We start from the raw sequence: 12,372 nt of genomic DNA, 5'->3' as shown, positions 1-12,372 counted from the left end.
CGGGGTTCGCCTTCCGCACGGAGACGTGCGAAGGAAGGCCCGCTCACAAAGGAGCGCGCGCACCCTCCTGCATACGGCCCCGCAGGCGGGTGGCGGCGCTGCGGTAGTCCTCGTTCTCCGCGCGCAGACCCAGCCGTTCGGTCACCTCCACCAGGTGTTCGAGGACCTTGACCTCGCCGGTGATGAACTTCTCCGTACGAGCCTCCGCCAGCCCTTCCTCAAGCAGCTGCAGGGCCGCCCACGGGTCCCCGGTGCGGCACAGCGCCACGCCCTGTACGTCGCACAGCAGCACCCCCATCAGCCCTCGCGCGCCGGGCATCAGCCGGGCCCGTTCGGCGTGGATCAGGGCACGGTCGGCCCGGCCGTGGTCCAGGTACAGCCGGGCCACGTGGTGCAGGGCGATGGCCGCCGTGCCGTAGTCCCGGATCTCCTCCGCGACCCGGGCCGCCTCCTCGTACACCACGACCGCGGCCTCGTACGAGCCGCACGCGGCGTGCGCGAGGCCGAGGTTGATCAAGGCCTGGGCCAGGTCGCAGTCGTCGCCCGTCCGTACGGCCAGCTCCCGCGAGCGCTCCAGGAGCGGGATCGCGTCCTCGGCCCGGCCCGCCTCCACGGTGGCCCAGCCCAGCAGGTTCGCCACCCGGGTCTCCGCGCACGCGTCACCGGTCGCCCGGGCGGCCCGCAGGGCGTGGGCCACCACCGGGGTCCAGTCGCGGTGGCTCTGCCAGGTCATCAGCGGCCACACCAGCACCGTCAGGCGCCAGGCCCGGTCCGCCTCACCAGCCCGGGCGGCCGCCTCGATCGCCGCGCAGAGATTGGCCGACTCGGTCTCGTACCAGTCGAGCACCGCGCGCCGGTCGGCGAACACGGGGACGTCCTGCGGCCGCTCGCACCACTCCGGCAGGTCGCAGCAGGGCCGGCCCTCGGGGTCGTAGACCCGGGAGGCCGCGTACGCCGTCTGCACGTAGAAGTCGAGCAGACCGCGCAGCCGATCGCCGCTCCCCTCCGCGCCGTACTGGCGGGAGAAGAGCTGAACCAGGTCGTGGCAGGAGTAGCGGCCGAGCGAGCGCTGCTCGATCAGGTGCGCGCTCGCCAGTGAGGCCAGTGCCCGGCGGGAGTCGGCCAGCGGCATCCGGCACGCGGCCGCGATGGCGTGGGCGGTGAAGTCACCGCCAGGGACGACGCTGAGCGCCGAGAAGACCGCCTGCGCCTCGCCGCTGACCGCGCGCACGCTCAGTGTCAGCGCGGCGGTGATGTCGGCGTCCTCGACCGCCAGGGCCGCCAGCCGCTGCTGCTCGTCGCCCAGTTCGTCGGCCACCGACCCCAGCGACCACCAGGGATGCGCCGCGAGGCGCGCGACGGTGATCCGCAGCGCCAACGGCAGCCCGCTGCACAGCCGTACGAGCTCCCGAGCGGCCTCGGGTTCCCGCTCGATCCGGTCGTCGAAGAGAGCGGCCCGCAGCAGCGCCAGGCCCTCCTCCTCGTCCAGCAGCCCGACCGGCACCAGGGCCGCACCGTCGAGGGCGAGCAGCCCGTCGAGCCGCAGCCGGCTCGTGACGATGGTCGCCGAACCGCCACCGCCCGTCAGGAGCGGGCGCACCTGGGCCGACTCCCGGGCGTCGTCCAGCACGATCAGCAGCCGGCGCTCCGCCAGCATCGAGCGGTACAGGGCCTGCGCGGCGGCCGGGTCGTCGGGTATCAGGTCCTGCGGCACGCCGAGCGCCGAGAGGAACCCGCTGATCACCACCGAGGGCTCCACCGGGGTCGAGCCGTCGAAGCCGTGCAGGTCGGCGAACAACTGCCCGTCCGGGTAGTCGCCGGCGTGGCCGTGGGCCCAGCGCAGGGCGAGCGAGGTCTTGCCGACCCCCGCCTGACCGACGACCAGGGCGACCCCCGCGGAGTCCGGAGCCAGCGCCCGGTCCACGGAACGGAACTCGTCGGTCCGGCCGATGAAACCGCCCGGCGTGCGCGGGAGCTGGGCCGGACGGATGCGCTGGGCGGTGGGGGAGTGTGGGGGCGGCGGGGCGGTCGGGGACGGTGGGGTGGTTGGGGAGTGGTGGGTGGTCGGGGAGGGCGGGGACGGTGGGGCGGTCGCGTTGCGCGGTGCCGGGGGCGACGGGATGACGGTACGAGAGGCGGGTGCGGCCGGTGCCGGCCGGCCGGAACGCATGCGGCCGAGCAGGTCGGCGAACGCCTCCTGGAGCTGGGGACTGGGAGCGACGCCGAGATCGACCTTCAGCTGCTCGCGCGTCGCGTGGTAGATCCGCAGCGCCTCCGCCTGCCGGCCCTCCTGCTGGTGGCAGAGCATCAGCAGCCGCACCAGCGACTCGCGCAGCGGGTTCTCCTCCACCGCCGCGGCCAGCCGCGGCACGGCGAGGTCGGCCCGCCCGGTCCGCAGGAGCCGCTCTCCCAGCAGTTCCAGGGCCCGCAGCCGGGTGTGCTCCAGGCGCGCCTCGGCGCAGGAGCGCAGCGACCGCGACTCGCAGTCCTCCAGGGCCGGCCCGCGCCAGAGGTCGAGCGCCGAGTCCAGCAGCCGTACGGCCTCGTCGTCCGGCGCCTGCTGGGCGGCCGCCACGAGGTCCTCCATGTGGTGGACGTCGACCAGGGTCCGGTCCGCCATCAGCGCGTACCCGGGGGCCCGGGTCACCAGGTGGAGCGTGCCGTCGAGCCGGGTGCGCAGGCTCGCGACATGGCCCTGGAGCGCGGCCTTGGCGCTCGGCGGCGGTGCTTCGTCCCAGACCAGGTCGAGCAGCCGCTCCACCGGTACGACCCGGTTGAGGTTCAACGCCAGGGCGGCGAGCACGGCTCGGCGCCTGGCACCGCCGAGGGGTACGCAGTCACCCTCGTCGGAGCGCAGCTCGGACGGTCCCAACAGCAGTAATTTCATGAATCCCACCCCACCGGCCGATGCGCGAAGCACGTGGAACCACCCGGCACGCGGCGCGTGCGGTCACGGGCGCTTCGGGAGGGTGCTCGCAGCAGCGACTGGAGCGGTCACCGTACCGGCTCCAGCGGATTTCAGACCAGTGGCTGAAAACCGCTGAAACGAAGTCAAACCGCCTTGAGGCAGGTCCGAGGTTAGCCCATGACCGTTGCACGGATGAGCGTGCCTTGCGGTTCAGCCGACTTCACCCTTTTCCGGCGGCTGAGGGGGTAATTCCGGGTGGCGCGGGATGATCTTGAGGATGAAGCGCGGTGGTGCGGGCGGCCGGCGGGATTCGGGGGCAACCGGGGGCGGGTGTGGCCTACCAGGGGCTGCTGCTGGTCGTCGAGCCGTGGGAGGAGCCGGTACGGCCCGGGGCGGTGGTGGGAGGCGCGGGCGTGGGCGCGGGCGCGGCGAAGTCGGTGCCGCCCGACGAGGACTGGGTGACGGACCGGGCGGGGCCGGTGGACGTGCGCGCGGCGGGCCCGGTGGACGAGGACTGGGTGGTCGTACGCGACGGGGCGCCGAGCCCACGGTCGCGGGCCTGCCCGTGGCCGAGGTCGAGGTCGAGGTCGCGCGAGCGCTCCGCCGGTTCGCCCGTCCGCTCCAGACGGAGCACCAGGTTGCGCTCGTGCGCGTTCCCGTGGGCCCAGTCCACGTCCTTGCTGGTGATCGTCTGCGTCCTGACCCCGTCGACGGTCTCCCACCGGCTGCGGATCGCCCGGACATTGGGCCGCCAGACGCCCTCGTACTGGTGCTCCACCTCCAGGTGCCAGCTCGGGGCGTCGATGTGCCGGACCTCGCCGACCGTGCCCGGGATCTCGATCCGGGCCCCGCCGACGCCGGACACGACGACCACCGCGCGCTGGGGGAAGTCGGCGTCCACGGCGACGACGGTGATCCGGCAGGGGCCCTCGTACCAGGCCATGGGTGTTCCTCCAGGTGAGTCTCGGGTTTCGGGGCGGTGAGGTGGGAGCGGGGGAGGGGCGGGTGGGAACGGAGGTCAGGCGCGGCCGAACTCCTGGGCCACCAGGGCCGCCAGCTCGTAGTACGCCGCCCGGGTACGGTGGCGCATCCACTCCGGGTCGATCTCTCCGCCACGGGCGAGGTGCTCGTCGTACGGCACCGTCACGACGGCCCGGCAGCGCCGGCGGAAGTGGGAGACGACGTCGTCGACCCGGATCAGCCGGGCGGAGGAGCGCACGCCGGAGACGACGGTCACGGCGTCGCGCGCCTTCTCCTGGAGGCCGTTGGCGTACAGCCAGTCGAAGGTGATGTCGGCGCTGCTCGCCCCGTCGACGCTCGGGGTGGCGACGACGACCAGCTGGTCCGACAGGTCCAGGATGCCGCGCATGGTGTCGTGCAGCAGTCCGGTGCCGGAGTCGGTGAGGACAACCGGGTACTGGCCGCTGAGCAGTTCGACGACTCGGCGGTAGTCCTGCTCGTCGAACAGCCGGGAGACGGCCGGGTCGGTGTCGTTGGCGAGGATCTCCAGACCGCTGTGCGCCTGGGAGGTGAACCTCCGGATGTCCATGTACGTGCGCAGGTCGGGCAGGGCCGCCACCAGGTCCCGGACCGTGGCGCCGGACTCCCGGCGCACGCGGCGGCCCAGCGTGCCGGAGTCGGGGTCCGCGTCGACCGCGACGACCCGGTCGGGCCGTTCGCGGGCCAGGACCGCGCCGAGGGCGGTGGTGGTCGTGGTCTTGCTGACCCCTCCCTTGAGGCTGATCACCGCGATGCGGTGGCTGCGCCGCAGCGGGGTGCGGATGGCCTCCGAGAACCCGCCCGGCGCCCGGCGCAGGCCGAGGCGCAGCCGCTCACGGGGCGTACGGCGGACCAGCCGTTCCGCCGACAACCCGGCGGCCTCGGTGAGGCCGCCCAACGGGGCTGCCGGGACCAGGCCCGCGGTCGTCTCGGTGGCGGAGGCGGCGGGCATGGCGGGCTCCGCCGGGACCGCCTCCACGGTTTGGACGAGGAGGGCGGTTTCGACGACGGGCCGTTCGGGCTCCGTTGGCTCCGTGGTCTGTTCGGGCTCCACGGGTTCCGTGGTCTGTACGGGCTCCGTGGCCTCTGCGGGCTCGCCGGTCTCCAACTTCTCGACGGCCTCTACGTGTTCCACGGCCTCCACGGGCTCGCTGGGCTCCGCGGACTCGCCGGGCTCTACGGTCTCCAAGGCCTCACCAGGCGCGGCGGCGGCGCCGGGCCAAGGGGTCGGGCCGTAGTCGGGGGCGCCCGTCCAGTGTTCGGGGTCGTTCATGTCGTTTCTGTCCACGACGAGGGTCACTTCGCGGTCGCCTTTCACTGTCCCGACCACGCCGGGGCGAGGCCGTGCTGTTCCAGCAGGGGGCGGAAGGCCCGTACCGCGTAGAAGTTCCGGGACTTGACGGTGCCCGGCGGGACCCCGAGGACGGCGGCGGCGTCGACGGTGGTGCGGTCGTTGAGGTGCAGCTCGACGAGTACCTGCCGGTGGTGCGGGGGCAGTTCGGCGAGTACGCCGTGGATGTCGTGGGCGACGAGGATCTCCTCGTACGGATCGTGCGTGGCCGCCCGGTCCTCCGGGGTCTCGTCGCCGAGTTCCTTGGCGCGGGCGGCCTGCATCCGGAAGTGGTCGATGGCGATCCGGCGCGCCACGGTGTAGAGCCACGGACGGCCGTGCTCCGGGCCGCGGGTCAGCGCCTGCGGGTTCTGCCAGGCGCGCAGGAACGTTTCCTGGAGCATGTCCTCCGCTCTGCCGCGGTCACCGCTGGTCAGGCGGAGCAGCGCGCGCAGCAGATACGAGGAGTGCAGCCGGTACAGCTCGGCGAGCGTGTCGCGGTCCATCGTCGGGCGGCGCGCCGCGCCCTTGCCGTCGCCTTGGCCCTCGGCCCCGCACGCGTCCCTGTCGGTCACGACGTCCGTATCCGTGCCTGATTCCGTGTCCGTGGCGCCGGCCCCGTCCCGGGCGGACCCGTCGGCCGTCGGGTCCGGGTGCGCGCACTGCCGCTCGTTCACCATCACGGCTGTTCCTCCCGCATCGCACCGCCGGCCTGATCGTGGGGCCGTACGGCAACCGTCCGACCGCCTTGTTTCCGGCGTGTCGGGCTTGACTGGTGTGAGAGTCCCAGCCCGGCCCAACGTCCCACCAACGATTCGCCAACGGCCTCCAACGGGCCCGGGCGTGTGCCGCCGACATACCGTCAGAGCGCCTCGGTCGTGTGCTTCCGCTCCGCCACAGGGGCCTGGTATCGGCCCGGCCGCCAGCCGCGTCGGCGCCCTCCCGGCACGACCACGGCGGCACCGGCCACCCCCAGCGCCACGGCGAAGGCACCTGCCGACACCAGGTAGGCGGGACCCGCCGCCGACGGCCCGGGGTCCGGCGGCATCGCCACGCCGGTGGCGGCGGCCCTGGTGCCGGAGGGCAGGGACGGTGCCGGGCCCTTCTGCTCCTCGGGGAGCACCGCCGTGACGGCTGCCACCGGGTCCACCCCGGCCGGGCCGGACGCGGTGGCCCGCAGCCGGTGCGCGAGCGCCGCGCCGCCGAGGTCCGGCCGGTAGCCGAGCACCAGTGCCGCGGTGCCGGCCACCAGGGCGGCGGCGTAACTCGGCCCGGAGGCGGTGAACTGCCCCTTGCCGCCCGGACCTGGCCCCATGACGGCCTCGCCCGGCGCCGTCAGGTCCACCCGGCCCGCCTGTGTCAGCCGGGCCGGAACCCCGCCCGGGGTCGTCGCCGCGACCGAAAGCACCTGCGGATGGGCCGCCGGGTACGCAGGGCCCCTGGTGTCCGCGTCGGCGGAGACCGGGGCGATCACGACCGCGCCCTTGGCCACGGCGTACCGTACGGCGCCCGAGAGGGACCGGCTGTCCGAACCGGCCACGGCCACCACGGCGATGACGCGCGCACCGCGGTCGGCGGCCAACCGGATGCCCGCGCCCAGCAGATCAGGGGTGGTGTTGCCGCGCCGGTCGGTGACGGGCACGTCCAGGATCCGGGCGCGCGGGGCGATCCCCGCGAACCCCGTACCGGGCGTGCGGGCCGCGGCGATCAGGCCCGCCGCGAAGGTGCCGTGGCCCGCGCAGTCGGCCGCCGGGCCGCCGTCGAACAGGCGGGCCGTCCGGCTGAGCCGGCCGGCCAGCAGCCCGGAGGCGTCGTCCACGCCGGAGCCGACCACCGCGACCGTCACCCCGGCGCCCTCGGTCAACGGCCAGACGGTGTCCGGGCGCAGGTGTGCCTGCGGCCACGGCATCCGGGTGACGGTACGGTTCGACGCCTTGAGGCACGCGTCGCCGCCGACCAGCCGCTGCGAGAGCCCGGGCAACGAGGTCGGCTCCGAGCCCGCGCCAGGCCCTGATCCCGATCCGGCCCCCGATCCGGACCCCGACCCCGCCGACGGCGTCGTGACGGGCCCCGGGGCGGCGGGCACCGCGGAAGCCGTCGCCGCCGGGGCCGCGACCAGGACCCCGCACACCAGGGCCGCCGTCACGGCGGCGGCGCCCCGCCCGCCCGGGGTCATACGGCGCTCTCCGGCACCCGGTCCCACGGGATGTCCTGCGGCAGCAGCAGGCTGAGCTCGGCCAGGTCGTCGATGTCCAGCTTGCTGAGCCGCCCGGCCTGCCGGGTGATCATCGACTCCAGCGTCTGCCGGGCGAAGCGGCCGTTGCCGAAGGTCCGGTCGCGCGGTACCGCGCCGAACATCTCCCCGAGCGCCGCCAGGGTCTCGGGCGGGCACACGTACCCGGCCTTGTCCGCCAGTACCTCCACGATCCGCACCAGCTCGTCGTCCGTGTAGTGCTCGAACGACACCGACCGCGAGAACCGGGACGCCAGACCGGGGTTGGAGTCCAGGAAGCCCCGCATCTCGTCGGCGTACCCCGCGACGATCACCACCACCTCGTCGCGGTGGTCCTCCATCAGCTTCATCAGGGTGTCGACGGCCTCCTGGCCGAAGTCGTTGCCCGTGCCGCCGCGCGGCGTCAGGGTGTAGGCCTCGTCGATGAACAGCACGCCGCCGCGCGCCTTGTCGAACGCCTCCTTCGTCAACTGGGCGGTGTGGCCGACGAATCGGCCCACCAGATCGGCGCGAGCGGTCTCGATCAGCTGACCGCCCGGCAGAACGCCCAGCTCCGCGAGGAGTTGCCCGTAGAGCCGGGCCACCGTCGTCTTGCCCGTACCGGGCGGGCCCGAGAACACCAGGTGGTGGCTGATGGTGGCGGTGGGAAGACCGGCCTCCTTGCGCCGGTTGACCTGCTTGATCAGGTTGACCAGGTCCTCGACCTGCTCCTTGGCGGCGGGCAGGCCGATCATCCCGCGCAGCTCGTCGAGCAGTTCGGTCTTCCGCTCGGCCGGATTGCCGGCCCCGGAGGCCGCAGCGGCTGCCGCCGCGGCGGCCGTCGGCCCGACGTCCTCGGGCGTCAGCAGGGCCAGGTCCGCGTTGCCGATCTCCGGGAGGGCGGCGAGGCGGGACGCCTGCCGGTCGACCATCTCCTCGAACACCTTGCGCGCGGCCCGTCCGTTGCCGAAGTCGGCGCCCTTCTGCACGGTCTCGAAGTGCAGCGTCAGCGCCTCATGGGTGCCGTCGGCGAGCTGGTAGCCGTGCGAGGCCGCGGACATCGCCACGATCGTCGTCAGCTCGTCGTCCGAGTAGTTCTCGAACTCCACCGTCCGGCTGAAGCGGGACGCGAGACCGGGGTTGGAGTCCAGGAACCCCTGCATCTGCTCCGAATAGCCGGCGACGATGACGACCACCTCGTCGCGGTGGTCCTCCATCAGCTTGACCAGCGTGTCGATGGCCTCCCGGCCGAAGTCCGGTCCTGTGCCACCGCTGCCCTGGGAGAGCGTGTACGCCTCGTCGATGAACAGCACGCCGCCCAGAGCCCGTTGGAACACCTCGGTGGTCTTGATGGCCGTACCGCCGATGATCGACGCCACGAGGTCGGCGCGCGCCACCTCCACCAGGTGACCCGACGGCAGGACGTCCAACTCGGCGAGGATCGAGCCGTAGAGCCGGGCCACCGTCGTCTTACCGGTGCCTGGCGGCCCCGCGAAGATCAGATGGCGGCTCATCGGCAGGGCCGGCATCCCGGCCAATTCGCGTCGCCGCGCCAGCTTGTTGAGATTGACCAGGGTGTTGACCTGCTCCTTCACCCCGTCGAGACCGACGAGTGCCTGCAGGGCCTCCAACGGGCCCTTCGGCTGGGACGGACCCGGGCGGGCCCCCGGCTCCGTAGACCCGACCGACCCCGTCCCCGCCTCCGACTCCGCGTCGGCGAGGCCTCCTTCGGCCCCCTCGCCGCCCTCCGGGCCGTGCGTGGCGGACCGGTCGCCCGGGCGGGAGCCGCCGCCGGCGGCCCCGGCGCCGACCTCGCCGTGCGCGTCCGGATATCCGTTCTCCATGCTGGTGAGGTTCTCGACCGCAAGGCGCGTCGAGGGCTTCGACTGCCGAAGCCCTGAACCCCGGTTGCCCGAGACCGCGCAGTCGTGCACCCGTACCGCCTCGGTGGAGTCGATCCGGATGCCGTCGGCCGTGTTGTCGACCGCCTCGCACCGGGTCAGGGTCGCCCGGCCGCCCGCCGCGATCTGGAAGCCGTGCCGCCGGCAGGACCGGGCCCGGGTACGGGTGGCGGTCAGCTCACCACCCGCCTCGACCAGCACCCCCTCCTGCGGCGACTCGGCCACGTCGCAGTCCCGCAGCGTGGCCACACCGCCGTCGCCGATCGCGATCGCGGCCGCGCCCGTGTCCCGTACCGCCGTGTTGCCGACGTACGCGTTGCCGCCGTCGGCGATTCGGACGCCGGCCTGGCCGGTGCCGTAGATCTCCGAACCCTCCAGCCGGCCCCGCCCGTCGCGGGTCACCTCCACACCGAACCCGCGGACGTCGGACACCGTCACGCGCCGCAGCATCGGGTTCGCGCCCTCGGCGACGCGCACCCCCGTCCCGGTGCAGTCCCTGACCTCAAGGCGGTCGAAGTCCGGCGCGCTGTCCCCGGTCAGCTGGACCCCCGCCTCCTTGGCGTCGCGGACCGAGCACCTGCTGAACGAAGGACCCGAACTCTCCTCCACCCAGATGCCGTTGCCCTCGACCGCGCTGACCTCGCACTCCTCGAACGTGCCACGGGACCGGCCGGTGACATGGATGCCGTTGCCCTTGGTACGGGAGGTCCGGCACCGCCGCAGCACCGGATCGGTGCCCTCGGCGAGCGCGATGCCGTGCACCTTGGTGCCGGTCACCGAGCACTCCTCAAGGACCACCCGGTCCGCCGAGCTGATGTACACGCCCAGCAGACAGTCCCGTACGGACGTCCGCACCACCCGGGTGGCGCAGTTCTGCTCCAGGGCGATGGCGGGCTTGTCGGTGGCGGAGATCTCGCAGTCCTCGATCACCCCGCGGCCCTCGCCGTTGGCGACCACGCCGTTGCCGCGGGCGTCGCGCAGGACGCAGTTGCGGAACGTCGGATTGGCTCGCTCACCGATGACCACCGCCGAGGTGCCCAGGTGTTCCACGACGGAGTCCTCGATCACGCTGGTGCCGGTGGAGGTCTCCACGATGCCCGCGCCGCCGGGGTTGGTCACCCGGCAGCCGCGCATCGCCAGCGAGCCCTGCTGCCGAGTGAGCACGGCCGTCCAGGCGTTGCCCACCACCTCGCAGTCCTGGAGCGCCGCCTGACCGCGCGGCACGTCCACCGCGGGCAGTTCCTCGTCCTGGCCCTGCAGGACGAGCCCGGTCAGCTGCACCGCCTCGGCCACCACCTGGACCACCGTGCCCTTGCGGGGGACGACCCGTACGGTGCCCTGCGGGTCCTCGGCGGTGATCGTCACCATCTTGGTGATCACGAGGTTCTCCTCGTACCGGCCCGCCCGTACCGAGATCACCGCCCCGCTGCGCGCCGCCTCCAGCGCCGCTCCGATGGTGCGGAACGGGCCGTTCGGCCCGCCGCTCTGCGCGTCTTGTGCGCACACGGTCAGCACATGGCGCGACATGGCTGGTGGTTCCCTTCGTCGTGGGCCGGTGGTGGTGGTTGGGTTCGGGGCGGTTCAGGAGGACGTGCACTGGACGCGCACGGCGTCGCCCCCGTGATGTGCGTACGTCTTGGTCGAACCCGACCAGTCCTGGCCCCGGTCGTGCAGCTTCACGGCCAGCTGGCCGCCGGTGATCCGGAAGCTGCCCGCGCCGACCCAGCGGCCCAGCTGGGAGGGCTGGTTGACGGTGAACGAGCCGAGGAAGGGGCTGCTGCCCGAGTCACCGGCGTGCACGGTGTAGTACGACGGCTTCCCGCCGACGGCCTTGATGTCGCTGTTGTTCGGGATGTGCACGGCGACCTGGCAGGTGCCGGTGGTGACGGCGCCGGTGCGGAAGGTCCACAGCATGGAGTTCTTCGCGTCCGAGCCGTTGTGGCCGGACATCGGCATGGCGAAGAAGTCGCCGTTGCAGCCGCTGCTGCCGTAGCCGCCGGTACCGAACTGCCTCCAGCCCTCCTTGCCGTCCGTGTACCAACCGCGGCGGCTGAAGCCGGTGCCCGCGCCGGTGCACCCCGGGCCTGCCACGGCGGCGTACTCCTTCTTGGGCGGGGCCGACGGGGCCGTCGTACGCGGGTCGGAGGCCGGCAGCTGCTTGTTCGCGCCGGGCGCGGTGGTGGGGGAGCCGGCGGGGCTGGACCCCTGCCCGGTGGTGGGGCCGTTACGCGGTCCGGCCGCCGGGCTGCCGCTGGGGCCGGCGCCCTTGCCGGTGCCGGTGCCGGTGTTGGTCACGGGGGTGTTCGAGTTCGAGGTGCCCTTGGTCGGAGCGACGGCCGCGCCCGGGACGGCGGCGACACCGGGCAGCGACCCCTTGTCCGGCGCGTCGGCCCCCGGTACGAAGGCGTCGGGGGCGCCGTCGGGCTGGTTGAAGCCCGTGGGGCGGGGCGGGACGCGGCCGGGGGCGGGGTCGCCGCCGAGCTGGGAGAGCAGCAGGGGCAGGCCCATGAGCACGACGCCCGAGGTGGCCGCCGCGGCGATCATCGGCTTGGAGATCCGCCGCGTCGGGCGGGGGGTGGATGGCGCGGCGGGGGCGGCTGCTTCGGGCAGGGCGTGGGCGGCTGGGTCCTGGGCGGATTCGGGGGCCGTTTCCTGTGCCGCCTCCGGGGACGCTGCCGCGGGCTCGGCCGCTTGGTCCGGCTGCGCGGACGGGGTGGCTCCGGGGAGCTCCGCTACGGCCCCGGCGACCGGAGCGGTCGCGGGCTCGGGCTCGGGTTGCGCTGCTTCGGGAGCCGAGGATTCCGGGGCGAGCGCGGGCAGGGGCAGGGGTGGGCTCGCCGGGCCGGAGGCGACCGCCGTCGGCTCCTCACCGGTCGCCTGCCAGGCGACCGCAGGCAGGGCGATGGCCGCCGGCGCTCCGCCGGCGGTCCCGTGCCGCTGTTCGTTGTTGTCCACCGTGATTCCCCTCGGTCTGCGCGGTACTCCCGCAACCGGTTCGAACGGACCGGCACCGGTTCGCGGT

Annotated in this window: 7 protein-coding genes; all 7 read right to left on the bottom strand. The window is 73.8% G+C overall.

What is annotated here, in order from left to right; translation table 11 throughout:
• Nucleotides 1-43 precede the first annotated feature (43 nt).
• The 7 genes from ACWCO8_RS08480 to ACWCO8_RS08450 all read right to left on the bottom strand — a co-directional run bounded on the left by ACWCO8_RS08480 (nt 44) and on the right by ACWCO8_RS08450 (nt 12,305).
• A complete protein-coding gene (locus tag ACWCO8_RS08480; RefSeq protein WP_451031585.1) occupies nt 44-2,887 on the bottom strand; it encodes a BTAD domain-containing putative transcriptional regulator in 2,844 nt (947 codons plus the stop codon).
• 358 nt (nt 2,888-3,245) lie between these two features.
• Nucleotides 3,246-3,851 (bottom strand): hypothetical protein, encoded by a 606-nt coding sequence (locus ACWCO8_RS08475; protein ID WP_451031584.1) that lies wholly within the window; start codon nt 3,849-3,851, stop codon nt 3,246-3,248.
• A gap of 75 nt (nt 3,852-3,926) precedes the next feature.
• Nucleotides 3,927-5,180: a nucleotide-binding protein gene (locus ACWCO8_RS08470; RefSeq protein ID WP_451031583.1), complete on the bottom strand. Its 1,254-nt coding sequence runs from the start codon at nt 5,178-5,180 to the stop codon at nt 3,927-3,929.
• Between the two features lie 41 nt (nt 5,181-5,221).
• Nucleotides 5,222-5,917 (bottom strand): sigma-70 family RNA polymerase sigma factor, encoded by a 696-nt coding sequence (locus ACWCO8_RS08465; RefSeq protein WP_451031582.1) that lies wholly within the window; start codon nt 5,915-5,917, stop codon nt 5,222-5,224.
• 182 nt (nt 5,918-6,099) lie between these two features.
• The gene (locus tag ACWCO8_RS08460) at nt 6,100-7,413 is read right to left on the bottom strand and encodes a S8 family serine peptidase (protein WP_451031581.1); all 1,314 of its coding nucleotides are present in this window, start codon (nt 7,411-7,413) and stop codon (nt 6,100-6,102) included.
• Nucleotides 7,410-10,877: a right-handed parallel beta-helix repeat-containing protein gene (locus ACWCO8_RS08455; RefSeq protein ID WP_451031580.1), complete on the bottom strand. Its 3,468-nt coding sequence runs from the start codon at nt 10,875-10,877 to the stop codon at nt 7,410-7,412. Before ACWCO8_RS08455 ends, ACWCO8_RS08460 begins: the two co-directional genes overlap by 4 nt.
• Before the next feature lie 54 nt (nt 10,878-10,931).
• On the bottom strand, nt 10,932-12,305 hold the full coding sequence (locus ACWCO8_RS08450) for a hypothetical protein (RefSeq protein ID WP_451031579.1): 1,374 nt from the start codon (nt 12,303-12,305) through the stop codon (nt 10,932-10,934).
• Nucleotides 12,306-12,372: the final 67 nt, after the last annotated feature.

Source organism: Streptomyces sp. NPDC001927 (assembly GCF_053594455.1).
This window is presented reverse-complemented; position numbering and strand designations above follow the sequence as displayed.

Coding starts and splice junctions, on each gene's coding strand:
- ACWCO8_RS08480 (WP_451031585.1), bottom strand. CDS start 2,887: ATGAAATTACTGCTGTTGGGACCGTCCGAGCTGCGCTCCGACGAGGGT.
- ACWCO8_RS08475 (WP_451031584.1), bottom strand. CDS start 3,851: ATGGCCTGGTACGAGGGCCCCTGCCGGATCACCGTCGTCGCCGTGGAC.
- ACWCO8_RS08470 (WP_451031583.1), bottom strand. CDS start 5,180: ATGAACGACCCCGAACACTGGACGGGCGCCCCCGACTACGGCCCGACC.
- ACWCO8_RS08465 (WP_451031582.1), bottom strand. CDS start 5,917: ATGGTGAACGAGCGGCAGTGCGCGCACCCGGACCCGACGGCCGACGGG.
- ACWCO8_RS08460 (WP_451031581.1), bottom strand. CDS start 7,413: ATGACCCCGGGCGGGCGGGGCGCCGCCGCCGTGACGGCGGCCCTGGTG.
- ACWCO8_RS08455 (WP_451031580.1), bottom strand. CDS start 10,877: ATGTCGCGCCATGTGCTGACCGTGTGCGCACAAGACGCGCAGAGCGGC.